A 17,171-nucleotide genomic window follows, 5' to 3' on the forward strand; every position below is an offset into this window, starting at 1 on the left:
AAACGATAACAAATGAAGAATAAAATGATTTTCGGCTTCCACGCCGTCACCTCGCGTCTGCGTCATGAAGCGTCGTCCGTGGAAGAAATTTTCGTCGATGCCAGCCGCGTCGACGGCCGCATGAAGGACATGATCGCCGCCGCCAAGGCTGCCAACGTGCGCGTCATGCCTGTCGACTCGTCGCGTCTGGACAAGATCGTCGGCACGCGCCGCCACCAGGGCGTGATCGCGTTTGCCTCGCAACTGTCGCTGGCGCGCAATCTCGATGAACTGCTGGACGCCATCGACGGTCCGCCGCTGCTGTTGATTCTCGACGGCATCACCGACCCGCACAACCTGGGCGCCTGCCTGCGCGTGGCCGACGGCGTCGGCGCGCATGCCGTGATCGTGCCGAAGGACCGCGCCGTGGGCTTGAACGCCACGGCCGCCAAGGTCGCCAGCGGCGCCGCCGAAACCGTCCCGTACATCACCGTGACGAACCTGGCGCGCACCATGCGTGAACTGAAAGAGCGCGGCATCTGGCTGATCGGCACGTCCGACGACGGCGAAAAAGGCTTGTACGAAGCCGATTTCACGGGTCCGACGGCCCTCGTCATGGGTTCCGAAGGCGAAGGCATGCGCCGTTTGACGCGCGACACCTGCGACATCCTCGTCAGCATCCCGATGTTCGGCTCCGTCGAGAGCTTGAACGTATCGGTCGCTTCCGGTGTCTGTCTCTACGAAGCCCGCCGCCAGCGCATCGCGAAAGAAGGCTAAAAATTTTGTAGCGCTTCTTTGATATGCCGCCGCCCTTGAGGCGGCGGTTGTTTATCTGCCTCCCCGGCAGCACGCCGCCGAATACGCTACCATTTGCGTTCCACCTTATTCATTGTCATTATGTTCCACCACCTGCGCGAAGATATCAACAGCATCATTGAACGTGACCCTGCCGCCCGCAATGGCTGGGAGGTGCTGACCTGTTATCCTGGCCTGCACGCCATCGTCATGCATGGCTGGGCGCACTGGTGCTGGACGCGGCACCTGAAGTGGGTAGGGCGCTTCATTTCATATATCGCCCGCATCATCACGGGCATCGAGATCCACCCGGGCGCCGTCATCGGCCGGCGCGTCTTCATCGACCATGGCTTCGGCGTGGTGATCGGCGAGACGGCCGTCGTCGGCGACGATTGCACCATCTACCAGGGCGTGACCCTGGGCGGCACCTCGCTGCACAGCGGCAGCAAACGCCATCCGACGCTTGAACGGGGCGTCATCGTCGGCGCCGGCGCGCAAGTGCTGGGCAGCTTCACGGTGGGCGAGTACGCCAAGGTGGGCTCGAACGCCGTGCTGCTGAAACCCGTGCCGTCCGGCGCCACGGCCGTCGGCAACCCCGCGCACATCGTGCAAAAGGATGTCAGCGCCCTGCGCGAGGGCAGCACGGCCCATTTGTTCGCCGCATATGGCGTGACGCCCAACGGCGACGATCCGCTGTCGAAAGCCCTGCAAGGCTTGATCACGCATGCCGTGGCACAGGAACAGCGCATCGAAACCATCCTCGCCACCCTGAAGGCGGCGGGCATCTGCTGCCAGGGCGTGCCCGAGTGTGATAAATTCGATTCCGAGCAAATGAACAAGCTGGTTGATTAAGGATACAGGCATGACTACAGACGCAAACGCAGCAGAAAAGAGTAGCGATAATCCCAATCTGCTCGACCCCTTCGAGATCCGCGTGCTGGCCGTGCTGGCCGAAAAGGAAGCGCTGACGCCGGACAGCTATCCGCTGTCGCTGAATGCCCTGACGAACGGCTGCAATCAGCTGTCCAGCCGCGACCCCGTCATGGCCCTGTCCGAAGAAACCGTCTACGACGTGCTGCAGCGTTTGATGCAGCGCAAGTTCGTCAACGGCATCACGCAGGCGGGTGCGCGGGTCGCCAAGTACGAACACCGCATGCGCATCAAGTGGTCGCTGGAACAGGACAAGCTGGCCATCCTGACGATATTGATGCTGCGCGGCTTGCAGACGGCGGGCGAGATCCGCAGCCGCAGCGGCCGCGTGCATGAATTCAAGTCCGTGGCGGAAGTGGAAGCCGGCCTGCAATTCTTGATCGACAAATACCCGCCGCTGGTGGCCAAGCTGGCCGTCGCGCCCGGCGCCAAGGAACCGCGCTACGGCCATCTGCTGGGCGGCGAAGAGGCGCTGGCGCAGATCGAGACGGCGGCAGGTTTTGCGGGCGCCGTCAGCGCGCCGCAGCAGGGCAGCAGGGTGGCCCAGCTGGAACAGGAAGTGCTGCAATTGCGCAGCGACTTCGATGGCCTGGCGGCGCAGTTCGAGGCGTTCCGCAAGCAGTTCGAATAATTTCCGGGCACGCGCCTATTGGGCTTGCGGGTCGAAATAGGCGGTCCAGGTCAGGCTGGAAGCGGCAAGGCCCTGCGCCTTGCCAAATTGCGCCATGGCCTTGCGCGGTTTTGCCAGTCCCGCCAGAGCCACCCCCAGGTTGTAATGGGTATGGCTGTCCGTCGAACCGAGCTTGAGCGCCGTTTCCAGTACGTTGACGGCTTCCCTGTACTTGCCCTGGTCACACAGCACGGCGCCCAGGCAAGTGATCAGGGCCGTGTCTTGCCGGGCCGCTTGCAAGGCGCTGCGCAACACGGCTTCAGCTGCCGCCATGTGCGCCTCCCATTGCCCGGCATCGCCTTCGGCCAGCTGGATATGCGCCCTGCTTGCGGCGATGGCGTCCATTGCCGCCTTAGCCAGGCCAGGCGGCGGAATTGCTTCCGGTTTCATAATCGACGCTGGCGGTAAAATCCCAGTCATCGGTGTCACGCCCTGTCTTCCCGGACCAGGCCTCGGGAGCGACGCTCAACAGTTCTTCCAGCCACTTGTCCGTTTGATCGGGCATCAGCGTGGGGTCGGCCAGTACGCTGTCATATGTGGCCTTGCCCGAGCCGACGACGAAACAGCGCGCATACAGGAAACCGTCATCCGACTTTCCTGAGTTGCCGGCATGGTCCGCAAACACCTTGCCATCGAGCTGGTACAGTGCCTGAGCCAGGCACTCCTCGAAGCCCTTGATGTCCTTGACCGGCAACTCGGCGAGCGCTTCGGTCAATGGTTCCACCGCAGCATCGGCGTCGCCGTCTTCCAGGGCTTCACGGTCGATTTGCTCTATCAGCTGCCAAAATTTTTCTTCGTTCATTGTTTATTCCAGGTAAATAGTCTATCGATACTGAAAGAGAGCAGGCATGCAATCCCCTTGGCGCGATGCGTCCCGTCTGTGCATCTTGAGCTTGTTTAGAATATCATCTTGCCCGAATGCCAAGCGCACAGTTTCCCCAAGTAACTCTTTGTAATCAACACCGCAAACAATTCGACCAAGCGTCCTTCCCACATGACTTTTTCCTTCCTGTGCCGCTCCTGCGGCGAGACCCACACGGGCATGCCCAGCTTCGGTGCCGATGCGCCGTGGCTGTACCAGCAGATGGCGCCCGCCGAACGCGAAGCACGCTGCCAGCTCGACAGCGACGCTTGCATCGTTGACGAAGCGCACTGCTTCGTGCGCGCCACCCTCGACATCCCCGTGCATGGCGCGGATGAGCCATTCAGCTGGGGCGTGTGGGTATCGCTGAGCGGCGACAGCTTCGATGCCTGGGACGCCTGCTTCAACGATGCCAAACGGGCGCACATCGGCCCCTTCTTCGGCTGGCTCAGCACGCAACTGCACGTGTATCCCGCTACATTGAACCTGAAGACCCGTGTGCACCTGCGCGACGATGGCATGCGTCCGGCAATCGAGCTGGAACCGACGGATCACCCGCTGGCGCTGGAACAGCGCGACGGCATCACGGCAGAGCGGGTGGCCGAGCTGTATGCGCAGCTGATGCATGGCGATTGACAGGCCCGGCTTTTCAGCCCCTCCCTGTCGGTCCGCGCATGTTTCCGGTATCATTCGGCATGAATACTATTTCCTTCCAACCGTTTGTTATTGGTGTCGCTGGCGGAAGCGGCAGTGGCAAGTCCACCGTATCCCAACAAGTGCTGGCGTCCTTTGGCGCCGACATGGTCTCGGTCGTGATGCAGGACGACTACTATTGCGACCAAACCCATCTCTCCCCTGAAGTGCGCAGGCAGCAGAATTACGACCATCCGCAGGCGTTCGAGTGGCCATTGCTGGTGCAGCACATCCAGGCCTTGCGCAATGGCGAGGCGATCGAGATGCCCGAGTACGACTTCACGCTGCACAACCGCTCCGACAGGACCATCTTGGTCAAGCCGGCGCCGGTGATCGTGATCGAAGGCCTGTTTGCCCTGTATGACGAAGACTTGCGCAACATGATGTCGCTGAAGATCTTTGTCGACACGGCCTCCGACGTGCGCTTCATCCGCCGCATGCAACGCGATATCACGGAACGTGGCCGCTCGGTGGAAAGCGTCATCGAGCAGTACCTGGAAACCGTGCGCCCGATGCACAAGCAATTCATCGAACCGACCAAGCGCAATGCCGACGTCATTTTGCCGCACGGCGCCAACGGCCCCGCGGTCGACATGATCACGGCCAAGGTGGCCAGCGTCATTGGCCGATTGAAACCGGCCGGCTGAAGCAGGCTGACGCAGCCCGCTGCGTCAGCGTTCCCCCATCGACTCCGAGAATGTCTTGGTGATCGGTTTCGTCAGGTAGCGCAAGACCGTCTTGCGGCCCGTGTTGATTTCCACGGTGGCCGTCATGCCGGGCTGGATCAGGATCGGCTCGCCATTCTTGCCCATCAGGTTGCGCCCGCTGGTCTTGATCTGCACGCGGTAGTACGGCTGTTCGTTGCCCTTGTTGTCTTCACTTAAGGTGTCCGCGCTGATGTAGCTGACGGTGCCGCGCAGGCGGCCGTAGATGCCGTAGTCGTAGGCGTCCAGTTTCACGGCCGTGGGCAGGCCGGGCTTGATGAAGGCGATGTCGGCCGGCTTGACTTTCGCCTCGATGATCAGGTCATCGTCCGTCGGCACGATCTGCAGGATTTCCTCGCCCGGCTTGGCCACGCCGCCCAAGGTAGTGAGGCGCACGTTGCGCACGATGCCGTCGGTGGGCGCGTAGATGTCCGTCGAGCCCAGCTGCTCCTTGCGCTGGGTCACGGTCTGCAGCACGCCGGCCAGGTCTTCCTGGGCTTTCACCAGGTCCGTCTGGCTGTCTTGCAGGTATTTGTTGCGCCGGTTGGTGATCTGCGCCTGGATGTCGACCACCTGCCGCCGCAGTTTCAGCACTTCGGCGCGGCTGACATCACCCGTTTCCAGCAGCGGCAGATTCATTTCCAGCTCTTCCTTGATCAGCTTCATGGCGCTTTCCAGCGAGCTCACTTCCGCTTGCACGGCACCCTGGCGCTTGCTGAACAGGGCCAGCTGGTTGGCGCGAAATTCCGGGAACGCCTGCAGTTCGGGCGGGAACTTCGGCGCACCGCCAAACACTTCCGCCTGCAGGCGCGCCACGGCCGCCTTCAGCCCTGCTGCCTTGGCCGTGCTTTCCAGGTAGCTCGTCTCGGCCCGCGTGCGGTCGAAACGGGCCAGCAATTCGCCCTTTTTCACGATGCTGCCTTCATGCACGCGCAGTTCGGCCAGCACGCCGCCATCGGCCACCTGGATGATCTGGTTGCGCGAACTGGCGATCACCTGGCCGTTGGCGCGCGTGACCTGGTCCAGTTCCGCCCATGAAGCCCAGGCGATGACACCGGCCAGCGCCGCCGTGCAGCTCCAGATCAGCACCCGGCCCCGTTTCGCTTCTTCCCGCGCTTCGACCTTGGCCAGTTTCATGCCACCGCTCCTTGCGCCACCGGCGCTGCTTGCGGTGCCGGGGCAGGGGCGGGTACGGCTTGCGGCTTGCCCGACAGCTTGGCCAGCACGGCATCGCGCGGACCATCCAGCAGCACCCGTCCCGCCTGCAGCACCACCAGGCGGTCGAGCAGAGGCAAGAGGGCGTTCTTGTGCGTGGTGGCGACCATGGTCACGCCTTCGGCCGCCAGTTCGCCCAACAGCCCGACGATGCGCGCTTCCGTCTTCGCATCCATGGCGCCCGTCGGTTCATCGAGCAGCCAGATGCGCGGCTTGGCCAGCAGCAAACGCGTGACGGCGATCAACTGGCGCTGGCCGCCCGACACGCCGCGCCCGCCCTCGGTGATGCCCAGCGCCAGTCCCCGTGGCTGGCCCAGTATCAGCTCGATCAGGCCCGTGCGTTTGGCGGCCGCCAGGATCGCTTCCTCGCCCGGGTCGGCCAGCCCCAGTAGCAGGTTGTCGCGCAGGGTGCCGCTGAACAGCCGCGTTTCCTGCGGCAGGTAGCCGACCATTTCGCGCACCACGGCCGGCGCCAGCAGGGCCATGTCGACGTCGCCCAGGTACACCTTGCCTTCGGCCGGCTGGTACAGGCCCGAGGCCAGTTTCAGCAGGGTGCTCTTGCCCGAACCGATGGCGCCCACCAGGCCGACGCGCTCGCCGGGGCGGATGGCGAGGTTTTCCACTTCCAGCGCCACCTTTTGCGCGCCGCCATACGTGAAGCGGATGCGTTCGAAGCGCAAGCCCGTATCGAGGCTGCGCGGCGTCAGCGCGAACTGCGCATTGTCCGCTTCGTTGGGCAGGCTGATGACTTGCTCCAGGCCGTCGATCGAGGCGCGCGCATGCGCCCACTGCACCATCACGGCGGGCAGCTGCACGATGGGCATCAGGGCGCGGTTGCTGATGATGGTGCACGCCATCAGGGCGCCCATGGTCATCTGGTTTTCGGCCACGAACCACGCGCCCATGGAGATCAGCGCCACGTTGGTCAGCTGCTGGAAGGCGGCCGTGATGTTTTGCGACAGGGCCGCATAGTCGCGGATATTCTGCTCCGCGTGGCTGCTCTCGGCCACCAGTTCGGCCCAGCGCGCCTGCATCATCCATTCGGCGCTGCTGCCCTTGAGCGTTTCGACGCCGTCGACGGCTTCCACCAGCAAGCCCGCCTTGCGGTTGCTGGCGTTGAGGTTCTTGCGCGTATGGCTTTCGATGGCGCGCTGGAACATCAAACCGCACGCGAGGGCCAGCGGCAGGGCCACCAGCGGCACCACCACCAGCCAGCCGCCGATGATGGTGATCATGGCGAGAAAAATCACGGCGAAGGGCACGTCCGTCAGCACGAACAGCGATGTCGACGTCAGCACGCCGCGCACCATTTCAAAGCCTTTTACCTGCGCCGCCAGGGTGCCGACGGAAGCGGGGCGCGCCTCCATGCGGATGCCCAGCATGCGCTGGAAAAACCACTCGGACAATTCATGGTCGACGTCATTGCACGAGTGGTCGACGATACGGCTGCGCACCTGCTTGAGGATGAATTCCAGGCCGATTGACAGGGCCACGCCCACCACCAGCACCCACAGGGTGCTGAAGCTCTGGTTCGGGATCACGCGGTCGTACACCTGCATGGAAAACAGCGAAGTGGCCATGGTCAGCAGGGTCACCAGCGCGGTGGCCAGCACGGCGTCGACAAACACGCTTTTCTTCAGCCACAGGGCGTTGCGCACGAGGCCCAGGGCGCCGGGGCGGGCGCCGCTTTTTTCGCTGCGGCGCGGCAGGCCCACGCAAGCCAGGCCGGCCAGTGTCGCCAGCTGCAAGGCGCGCCCATCGATGCCTTCGCCGCGCCAGGCGCCGTCGGCGCCGCGCGACTGCAGCAAGCCCCAGCCCGTGCTGGCGCTGTAGACGGCGAATGGCAGCTCGCCCGGCGTCGGCTCGTGCAGCGGACGCGCCGCGCCTTCCAGCCCGGCCGCCTGCCAGAGGGTGGTCAGGACCATGGCGGGCGGGCCGCTATCCTCGGCGTCATCGAGCTGGCGCTGCAGGTCGGCCAGGCGCGCGGCGGGCACGTGCTGGCCCGTCAGGCGGGCGGCGCGCTCGATGAGTGTCAGCAAGCCATGTTTGATGGAGGTATCCACGCTGTCTCCTGTGTGCATCATGTCGGTGTCAATTCGCGCGCGCCATGCCTGCCGGCGCCGTGCGCCCGGCCAGGGTGCCTGTTTGCGCGGCCAGGCGCAGGCTGGCGGCGATGGCTTGCGCGCGCGTGTCTTCCAGTGAAAACTGCGCCTGGGTCGCTTCGCGCACGGCGTTGAGCACGTCGTTCCAGCTCTTGCGGCCGATCACGTACTGGCGCGCATACGATTCGAATACCTGCGTCGAGGTGGTGCTGGCCTCGCCCGCGTTGCCCAGGCGCTGGCGGCTCGCTTCGGCCTCGTTCCAGTCCAGGGTGAAACGCTCGCGCACTTCGCGTTCTGCCACGTCGTGCGCGGCGCGCGCGCCTTCGCGCCGGGCCACGGCGGCATCCACGCCAGCCTTGGCCGACAAGCCCGCGCCAGGCTGCGCCTGCAGTACCAGCATGGCGCGCGTGCGGTTGTCGGCATTGATGCCGCCGCCCGTCGGCTTTTCCATGCGCAGCACGACTTTCGGCATGTAGGCCGAGCGCTGCATGGTGATTTCGGAATCGGCTGCCTGCGCCTCGAAATCGAGGCGGTGCAGGGTGGGGGAATAGTCGATGGCCTGGCGCATGACCCGCTCCAGGCTGGCGTCGGGCAGCGGTTCGCCCACGCCGATGCCCGTGGCGCTGACGAGGCGCACGGGTTTGCCGGCCAGTTGCGACAGCTGCGCCAGCGCGTTTTCCAGCGCCTGGCGCGCATTCGACACGTCGTTGGCCGCCTGGTAGGCGCGCGATTCGGCCAGGCGCTGGTCCGTCTGCGAGCTGACCGACTGCACCACGCGGCGCTTGATCATGTCCAGCAGGCGCTGGTGCTCGGCCAGGCCCGCCTCCGCCGAGCGCACGCGCGCCGTCTGGCGCAGCGCTTCCGTGTAGGCGGCGATCACGCGCAAAGAGAGGGTCAGGCGTTCTTCCTCGATGGCGGCGCCGGCCGCATCGACTCGGCTGCCGGCGGCATCGATGCCGGCGTCGATGCGTCCGCCGCTCCACAGCGGCTGCTCGATGCGCACCACGCCGCCCGTTTCCTGCGAACCGGTGGGCACTTCTGCCGACAGGCTGGGAAAGCGCTGCCACTGCGCGCCATCGAGTTCGGCGCGCGCGGCCGCCTGCGCCGAACGCTTGCCCTGCACGGCGGGATGGCTTTGCAGCGCCTGCTGCAAGACCTGGTCGAAGCTCCAGGCGGTGGCGCCCTGGGCGCCGGCGAAAGACGATACCGATGCCATGGCCACGGCCGCCAGCAAGGCCGCGATGCGTGGCAGTGAGGATAGTGCTGGGAAACCGCGTAATCTCATCCCGTATTTTTCCGGCCCGAGGCCTGACGCATTTCAAGGTGTGGCGGGAGCGCGCTGTCTTGCGCTCCCGCCGCCGTGCCAGGCGCGGCGCCTGGCGTGGGTGCCCTGCTTCAGACGACGAAGTTGGCCGCCGTCAGTTGCGTGATGTTCACCCCGCTCAGCAGCACCAGCGCCGTGTCGATGGCATTGGCGTTGCTCAGGTCACTCGAGTGATACACCGTCACGGCGCCGCTGTTTTGCGCATCGGCGATGACGATGTAGCCCTGGCCCGACAAGACGCTGTCGTCGGCTGCGATGGCGCTGGCCGCCGCGCCGATCGACACGGACGTGCCGTCGAAGATGAACAGGTTATTGTTGCTGAAGTCCGTGCCCACGTTGACGCCCACGGCCACCGACGCCGTCAGGTCGGCGATGGCCGACATGTCGATCACGTCGCCGCCGGCAGCCGGCAGGCCGGTGCTGAAGTCGGCCACCGTCAGCGGGTTGTGCAGGGCATTCTGGCTCAGCACGAACAGCTGGCTCGCGTCCGTCAGGTCGGCCTGGGCCTGGGCTGCCGCCGCTGCGGCGGCATCGGCATTCGCCGCCACCGTCAGCGAGCTGGCGTCCGTCAGGTCCGCCTGCGCCTGCGCCTGCAGGGCGGCGGCTGCTGCCGCATCGGCTGCCAGGTGCAGGGCATTGGCGTCCGTCAGGGCGGCTGTCTGCGCCGCTGCCAGCGCCGCTGCCGCTGCCGCATCGGCAGCCTGGGTGAGGGCCACGGCATCGGTCTGGTCGGCCAGCGCTTGCGCGGCGGCGGCGTTGGCGGCGTCCGCATTCGCCACGATGGCCAGGGCACTGGCGTCGGTCTGCGCGGCGATGGCGTTCGCCTGTGCCAGGGCCACGTCGGCAGCCTGCGCGTCGGCATTGGCCTGGGCCGCTGCCGCATCGTCCGCATACGCGGCACTCGCATTGGCGTGCGCTTGCGCCGCTGCTGCTGCCGCGCTGGCGGCGGCCGCATCGTCGGCTTGCGCCGCTTGCAGGGCAAGCAGGGAAGCGGCGGCCTGCGCCTGCGCCAGCGGCGCTGCCGTATCGGCCGCATGGGCGGCAAGTGCCGCTGCCGCCGCGTTGTTGGCGTTGACCGTGGCCGCTGCTGCCGCCGCATCGTCGGCCTGTGCCGCCTGGGTGAGCGCCAGCGAGATGGCGGCTTGGGCGGCGGCTGCGGCGGCCGCGTCGTCGGCGTTCTGCGCTGCCGTGGCTGCAGCCAGTGCGCTGGCCGCCGTTGCTGCCGTGCTGACGGCCAGCGCATCGGCGGCGATGGCGGCCGTGTGCGCGGCGGTGGCGGCGGCGGCATTGGCCGCTGCCTGATTGGCTGCCGTGTCGTCGGCCTGCGCCGCCTGGGCGGCGAGCAGTGATGCTGCCGCTGCGGCGGCGCTGGCGCTGGCGGCAGCATCCGCGGCTGCCGCTGCCGTGGCAGCCGTTTGCGCCAGCGCTGCGGTGGCGGCGGCATCCGCAGCTGCCTGGTCGTCGGCGACGGCGGCGTCGTGCGCTGCCTGGGCGTTGGCGGCATTGGCCGCTGCCAGCGCGGCTGCCGCGTCGTCTGCCTGCGCCGCTTGCGTGGCTGCCAGGGTGATGGCAGCGGCAACGGCCGCTGCCGCTGCCGCAACATCGGCATCATGCGCGTTTTGCGCCGCCAGCTGGGCGGCCGCTGCCGCTGCCGCGGTGGCGGCGACGTTGGCGTCCGCTGCCAGGGCTGCGTCCAGGGCCAGTTGCGCATTCGCGGCGGCCGTGGCGGCCGCTGCCGCGGTGGCGTCATCCGCCTGGGCATTGAGGGTGGCGGCCAGGGAAATGGCCGCTTGCGCCGATGCCGCTGCCGCAGCGGCATCGGCGTTTTGCGCCGCGACGGCCGCCGCATGCGCGGCAGTCGCATTGGCGGCAGCGGTGGCAGCCGCCGCATCGTCGGCCTGCGCCGCCGCCAGCGCCGCATGGGCGGCAGCCGCATTGGCATTGGCCTGGGCCGCGTCATCGGCCGCACTCTGGGCGGTGAGGAGGAGGTTCAGTTTCAGCGTCCTGTCATTGTTGGCATCCAGGGCGTTGGTATCGGCCGTTACCGCCGCGTTCAGGTTGGCGATGGCCGCATTGAGCGCGGCATGGGCATTCAGGGCTGCCGTATCGGCCAGCTGCGCCGCCAGGGTGGCGGCCGCCGAAAGGGCGGCCGTGTGCGCGGCATTGGCGGCGGCATCGTCGGCGGCCAGCGCTGCGCTGGCTGCTGCCAGTGCATTGTTGGCTGCCGTTGCGAGCGCGGCCAGCCCTGCATCGGCCAGCAGCGCGGCATCGGCAATGAGCTGGGCCGCTGCCGCTGCTGCCGCCGTGCTTGCCGCCGTGGCGTCGTCGGCCAGGGCGGCATTCGTGGCGGCGAGCGAGGCGCTGGCCGTCAATATCGCCGCGTTGAGTGTGGTCGTGGCGGTATTCAGGGCCGCTTGCGCGTTGGCCGCCGCCGTGGCTGCTGCCGCGGCGAGGCTGTCGTCGTTCAGGGCCTGGTTCAGCGCGGCCAGTGCGCTCGCAGCGGCTGCCGCGGTCGTGCCGACAGCCGCATCGGCGGCCTGCGCGGCCAGCGTGGCTGCCAGCGAGACGGACGCCGTGAGGGCGGCGGCGGCAGCGGCGATATCGTCCGCTTGCGCATGTTGCGTGGCGGCGGCCGAGATGGCTGCCACGGCGGCGGCCGCAGCGGCAGCCGTATCGGCGGCGGCGGCGGCCACGGCGGCGGCCGTTGCATTGGTGGAGTTCAGCACAGCCGCAGCGGCCGCGGCATCGTCGGCCAGGGCCGCATTCAGCGACGCCAGCGCGTTGGCGGCGATGGTGGCGGCGCTGGCGGCGGCATTGTCGGCCAGCTGCGCCGCTTGCGCGGCCGCTTGCGAGACGTTGGCGACAGTGGCGGCCGTCGCAGCGGCCAGATCGTCGGCGACGGCGGCGGCGGTGGCCGCACTCGCCGTGATGGCGGCGGCGGCCGTGGCGGCCGCATTTGCATCCGCCTGCAGAGCCGCATTCAAGGCGGCCAGGGCGTTGGCCGCCGTCGCTGCCGTCGCGGCGGCGGCGGCATCGGCTGCCTGCGCCGCCTGTGCCGCTGCCAGCGAGGTGGCGGCCACGCCGGCGGCGGTGGCCGCCAGCGTGTCGTCCAGCGCCGCCGCGGTGGCTGCCGCCTGGGACGTCAGGGCGAGGGTGGCGGCGGCGGTGGCGGCACTGTCGGCCGCGAGCGCATTGTTCAGGGCTGTCAGGGACGCTGCGGCCGTTGCTGCGGTCGAGGCGGCGGCCGCATCATCGGCTTGCGCCGCCAGCGCGGCGGTGTTCGACAAGCCGGCCGTGGTGGCGGCGACGGTGGCCGCCAGCGCTGCCACCAGGTCGAACGGATGGGCGGCCGAATAGGCAGCCAGGGCGGCGGCATTCGCGGCATCGTTGTTGGCGACGGTGGTCAGGGCGGCGGCATCCGTCAAGGCGGCCTTGGTGGCCGCCACGGTGGCGGCCGTGACGTCGAGCGTGTGGGCAGTACCCAGCAGGACGGCATCGGTGAGGCCAGCGACGGCGGCGGCTGCCGTGGAGGCGGTGGCATTGACGGTCGCTACCAGGCCCAGGGCGACGGCATCCGTCAGGTTGGCCGTTGTTTGTGCAGCGGTGGCGGCCGCCGCGTCGACGGTGGCCGTCAAGCCCAGTGCGACGGCGTCGGTCAGGGCGGCCGTGGCAGCTGCCGTATTGGCGGCGGCCGTGGCGGCTGTCGAGACGGTGCCCAGTGCCACGGCATCGGTCAGATTGGCAACGGCGGCAGCGGTGCTGGCGGCCGTGTTGGCGACCGTCGACACGAGGCCCAGTGCCACGGCGTCGGTGAGGTTGGCCGTCGTTTGCAGGGCGGAAGCGGCCGCCGCGTCGGCCGTGGCGACCAGGCCCAAGGCCGTGGCGTCGGTCAGCGCGGCGGTGGCGGCTGCCGTATTGGCGGCGGTGGTGGCCGCTGTCGAGAGCGTACCCAGGGCCACCGCATCGGTCAGGTTGGCAACATTCGTCGCCGTATTGGCGGCAGCGGCAGCGGCCGTGGCGAGCAGGCCCAGGCCGGCGGCATCCGTCAGATTGGCCGTCGCCTGCAGGGTGGCGGCCAGGGTGGCGTCGGCGGTCGAGATCACGCCCAGCGCCGTGGCATCCGTCAGCGCGGCCAGGTTGGCGGCGGAGGTAGCGACCAGCGCATCGGCGTTCGAGATGAGGCTCAGCGCGATGGCGTCGGTCTGGCCGGCAGTCGTGACGGCCAGGGCTGCGGCCGCATCGGCTGCGGAAGAGGCCAGGCCCAGGGCCACGGCGTCGGTCTGATTGGCAACAAATTGTGCCGTGGTCAGCGCGTTTTGCGCCAGCGTATTGGCGGCCGTCAAGGTGGTGACGGCAGTCTGGGCGGCAAGTTCAGCGGCAGCGTCGGCAGTGGAGGCAATGCCCAGCGTGCCGGCATCGGTCAGCAAGGCCGTGGTGGCGGCCGCGGCGGCGGCGGCCTGTGCCGCGGCAGCTGCGCTGACGGCCGAGATATCGATCCCGCCCAGCAGGGCGGCCGTTTCCGCCGCCGAGACGGCAGCGGCCGCCGTGGCGATGAGCGCATCGGCATTGGTCAGGTCGGCGATGGTTTGCAGGCCGGCTGCCGCCAGCGCATCGGCGGTGGAGATGCCGGCAAGGATGGTGGCATCGAACAGGGCGGCAGAGATATCGGCATTATCGGCACCGATCTGCAAGGTATTGACCGTGGCCGTCAGATCGAGCACGCTGGTTTGGCCAGCCGTGACATTGGCGGCCAGGGCGGCGAGGTTGGCCAGATTGAACGCATTCAGGGCGACGTTGACGTCCAGCAGGCTGGCTTGCGAATTGGCGGCAGCCGCATCGGCGTCCGCCTGGTCGGCTGCTTGCTGCAAGGCGACGACATCGGTCTGGTCGGCCACTGTTTGCGCATTGGCGGCATCGCTGGCGGCGGCCGCGTCGGCAGCGGCCAGGGCGGCCGCATCCGTCTGGTTGGCCGTCGTTTGCGCGGCCAGCGCGGCGGCGGCATCGGCGTCGGAAATCACTTGCAGGGCGGCCGCGTCCGTCAATGCCGCTTGCGTGGCGGCGCCGGCGGCCGTGCTGGCTGCCGCATCGGCCGTGATTTGCAGGGCGGCCGCGTCGCTCAGGCTGGCCGTGACGACGGCATTCGCCGCCACGGTGGCGGCAAGGGCTGCGGCGGCGTCAAGCGCGGCGGCATCGGTACTGGCGGCAAGGGCTGCTGCGGCGGCTGCGGCAGCGTCGGCATCGGAAATCAGGGCCAGTGCGGCCGCATCCGTCAAGCCGGCCTGGAGCTGTGCTGCGTCCGACGCCGCAGTGGCGGCGTCTGCGATCAGGCCCAGGGTGGGCGCGTCCGTCATGTTCGCTTGCGTCTGTGCATTGGCGGCGTTCGTGGCGGCGGCATTGGCGGCAGCCTGCAGGGCGACGGCGTCGGTGGCGTTGGCGATGGCAGCGTCCTGGGCGGCAACGCCGGCGGCGGCGTCCGCTGCCATGCTCAAGGCGACGGCATCGGTCAGGCCCGCTTGCGTACTGGCCGCGGTGGCCGCATTCGTGGCGGCGGTGGCAGCGATACCGAGTGCCGCGGCATCGCTGGCATTGGCAGCTGCCGCCGCATTCGCTGCCGCGGTGGCGGCTGCGTTCGAGGCGGCAGCCAGGGCGGCGGCATCGGTGGCGGCGGCCGCGGTGGCGGCAGCGGCGGCGGTGGCGGCATCCGCATCGGAGATCAATGCCAGGGCGGCGGCATCCGTCAGGCTGGCCTGGATGCCTGCGGCGACGGCGGCATTGGCGGCAGCGGTGGCCGCCAGGTCCAGCGCGGCGGCGTCCGTGGCATTGGCCAGCGCCGTGGCGGCGGCGGCAGCGGCGGCATCATTGGCGGAGATGACGCCAAGCGCTGCCGCGTCGGTCAGCGCTGCCTGGGTGTTGGCTGCGGCGGCGACCACGTCGGCCGCATCGGCGATGGCTTGCAATGCCGGGGCGTTGGTCTGGTCCGCCTGCGTTTGCGCCGCATCGGCCGCGGCGTGCGCGGCGGCGGCGTTGGCGGCGGCCGTGGCGGCAGCCGCATCAGCATTTTGCGCCGACGTGGCGGCGGCCTGGGAGGTGGCAGCGGCAGCGGCAGCGGTGGCTGCCGCGCTGTCGTCATTCGTGGCGGCGGTAGCGGCCGCTTGCGCGCCGGGGACGACGGCTGCCGTGCTGGCCGCCAGCGTATCGTCGCTGGTGGCGGTATTGGCAGCGAGCAAGGCTGCTGCCGCTGCTGCGGCGGCCTGTGCCGCCAGTTGGTCGGCCAGGATGGCGGCATTCGCCGCTGCCAGCGAAGCTGCTGCCGTGGCTGCTGCCGCGGCGGCGCTGGCGTCATCGGCCAGGGCGTTGCTGGCGGCAGCCGCCGCGGCGGCGGCGGCCAGCACGGCCGCGTCGGTCACGACGGTGGTGGTGGATTGATTTCCTGTGCCGCCCTGGCCGCCGGTCGAGCCGCCCGTTCCTCCGGTGCCGCCCGTGCCGCCAGTTCCCGTGCCACCCGTGCCCGTACCACCGGTGCCCGTACCGCCCGTACCCGTGCCACCGGTGCCCGTACCGCCCGTACCCGTACCGCCAGTGCCGGTACCTCCTGTCCCCGTGCCACCCGTACCCGAGCCGCCAGCTGCGGCGCCGCCTCCGCCGCCACCGCCTGCCGCGGCGGCAACCAGGCCAAGTCCGCCGAGCGCGCCCAGCACGCCAAGTCCGCCCAATCCGCCTGCCGCGCCGGCACCCGCGCCCGCGCCAGCCGATGCCCCGGCGACATCCACGACACTGCCGCTGGGGATCCCGGCGGCGCCAGCCCCCGCGCCTGCCGCGCCGCCATTGTTGTCGCTTTGCGGCGTGCCGAGATCGGCGCTGCCGTTGCCGGCCTGGCCTGCTGCGGCGCCGCTGCCACCGCCACCGGCTGCCGCGGCGGCTGCCGCTACAGCGGCGGCCGCGCCCAGGGCGCCGGCATTGCCCGTATCGGCGCTTCCCGTGACTTCGACGACATTTTCAGGCGGCATGCTTTGGCTGGCATCGGCCCCTTGCACCAGTTCATCTTCGTCATACTGCTTGCGGTCGCCGTTTTTCGGGTTGGCGACTTTTTTTGCGGGCGTCGCGACCTTGGCGCCAACGCCTTCGGCATTGACGGGAACTTGTGCTGGATTTTGGGTGGTGGCCATTTTAAAGTCTCCGGAAGAGGTTGGATATTCGTTCAATTTTTTAAGATATTAAAAAATCAATAATGTATTTCGTTTCCTTGGTTACTCCGGCGTGGCTTGGGCCGTGGTCGAACTCTGGTGTTGCCGATGTTGATAGTGGCAAGTAAAACATAATTGGAAAAAAATCGCTGGCGTAAAAGAGCGCTTGATCCTGGATATTAAAAATACTAATTTTGCATTTGTTTTGCATGGCGCTTATTTCTCGTATTTTGCTTCGCCCGTAACTGGCTTGCTTTACGATACACACTGGCAGGATGGCATATTTAAAGGATGTCCGCGCCTGCCTTCACTCTGATGGTAATTTCAATTTTGAAACTTTCAATTTCATTTTGATCATTTTCCATGACTCTATTCTGTCAAGCTTTGCGCAAGTGAATAATCACGTATTGTCACGAAACAGGGCTTTCCGGATGAATCTGCTGCCATGCGCCAGCATTTCTGCGCCTTTCATCTCAAAAATCGTCTTGCTATCGATTTGCTAGTTGTTGCTTTTTTGTCCGGTGATTATCAAATTTGATTGGTAATAAAATACGATAGGAATAATTATTTGTAATTTTTATATCTAATTAATGCTATCGAATGAATAGTCTTTATTTGGCGAGGGAATTTATTACTGATTACTAGCAGCACGATAGTGATTGTTTTCGGCGGCGTAACAGGGGAAAAATGAAAACGCCCCGGCGGGCGGGGCG

General features: G+C 67.3%; 11 protein-coding genes. 5 read left to right on the forward strand and 6 right to left on the reverse strand.

What is annotated here, in order from left to right; translation table 11 throughout:
* Positions 1-12: 12 nt before the first annotated feature.
* The 3 genes from rlmB to CSQ92_RS02355 all read left to right on the forward strand — a co-directional run bounded on the left by rlmB (position 13) and on the right by CSQ92_RS02355 (position 2,335).
* On the forward strand, positions 13-756 hold the full coding sequence (gene rlmB, locus CSQ92_RS02345; RefSeq protein WP_034784003.1) for a 23S rRNA (guanosine(2251)-2'-O)-methyltransferase RlmB: 744 nt from the start codon (positions 13-15) through the stop codon (positions 754-756).
* A gap of 120 nt (positions 757-876) precedes the next feature.
* Positions 877-1,626, forward strand: a complete 750-nt coding sequence (gene cysE, locus CSQ92_RS02350; RefSeq protein ID WP_099387234.1) for a serine O-acetyltransferase — start codon at positions 877-879, stop codon at positions 1,624-1,626.
* Positions 1,627-1,636: 10 nt separating this feature from the next.
* Positions 1,637-2,335 (forward strand): YceH family protein, encoded by a 699-nt coding sequence (locus CSQ92_RS02355; RefSeq protein WP_070260269.1) that lies wholly within the window; start codon positions 1,637-1,639, stop codon positions 2,333-2,335.
* Between the two features lie 15 nt (positions 2,336-2,350).
* Here CSQ92_RS02355 and CSQ92_RS02360 read toward each other — a convergent pair whose 3' ends face one another.
* A complete protein-coding gene (locus CSQ92_RS02360) occupies positions 2,351-2,719 on the reverse strand; it encodes a tetratricopeptide repeat protein (protein ID WP_034784007.1) in 369 nt (122 codons plus the stop codon).
* 7 nt (positions 2,720-2,726) lie between these two features.
* Complete coding sequence (locus CSQ92_RS02365; protein WP_099387235.1) at positions 2,727-3,176, reverse strand: DUF4240 domain-containing protein; 450 nt, start codon at positions 3,174-3,176, stop codon at positions 2,727-2,729.
* Positions 3,177-3,368: 192 nt separating this feature from the next.
* On the opposite strand from CSQ92_RS02365, the gene CSQ92_RS02370 reads away from it, so the two are divergent.
* Positions 3,369-3,872 carry a DUF2199 domain-containing protein gene (locus CSQ92_RS02370; RefSeq protein ID WP_099393119.1) on the forward strand — a complete coding sequence of 168 codons (504 nt, stop codon included), beginning with the start codon at positions 3,369-3,371 and terminating at the stop codon, positions 3,870-3,872.
* A 59-nt stretch (positions 3,873-3,931) separates the two neighbouring features.
* The gene (udk, locus tag CSQ92_RS02375; RefSeq protein WP_070260278.1) at positions 3,932-4,576 is read left to right on the forward strand and encodes a uridine kinase; all 645 of its coding nucleotides are present in this window, start codon (positions 3,932-3,934) and stop codon (positions 4,574-4,576) included.
* Between the two features lie 24 nt (positions 4,577-4,600).
* On the opposite strand, the gene CSQ92_RS02380 is transcribed toward udk, so the two are convergent.
* From CSQ92_RS02380 to CSQ92_RS28970, 4 genes are all read right to left on the reverse strand, one after another.
* Entirely contained in the window at positions 4,601-5,770 is a 1,170-nt protein-coding gene (locus tag CSQ92_RS02380; RefSeq protein WP_070260260.1) for an HlyD family type I secretion periplasmic adaptor subunit, read from the reverse strand.
* Entirely contained in the window at positions 5,767-7,911 is a 2,145-nt protein-coding gene (locus CSQ92_RS02385; protein WP_218964028.1) for an ATP-binding cassette domain-containing protein, read from the reverse strand. The genes CSQ92_RS02380 and CSQ92_RS02385 overlap by 4 nt, the downstream gene beginning before the upstream one ends.
* A 28-nt stretch (positions 7,912-7,939) precedes the next feature.
* Positions 7,940-9,235: a TolC family protein gene (locus CSQ92_RS02390; RefSeq protein ID WP_099393120.1), complete on the reverse strand. Its 1,296-nt coding sequence runs from the start codon at positions 9,233-9,235 to the stop codon at positions 7,940-7,942.
* Between the two features lie 110 nt (positions 9,236-9,345).
* The gene (locus CSQ92_RS28970; protein ID WP_099393121.1) at positions 9,346-16,440 is read right to left on the reverse strand and encodes a hypothetical protein; all 7,095 of its coding nucleotides are present in this window, start codon (positions 16,438-16,440) and stop codon (positions 9,346-9,348) included.
* Positions 16,441-17,171: the final 731 nt, after the last annotated feature.

Source organism: Janthinobacterium sp. BJB446 (assembly GCF_002735655.1).
In the GTDB taxonomy this organism is placed as follows: Bacteria; Pseudomonadota; Gammaproteobacteria; order Burkholderiales; family Burkholderiaceae_D; genus Janthinobacterium; species Janthinobacterium lividum.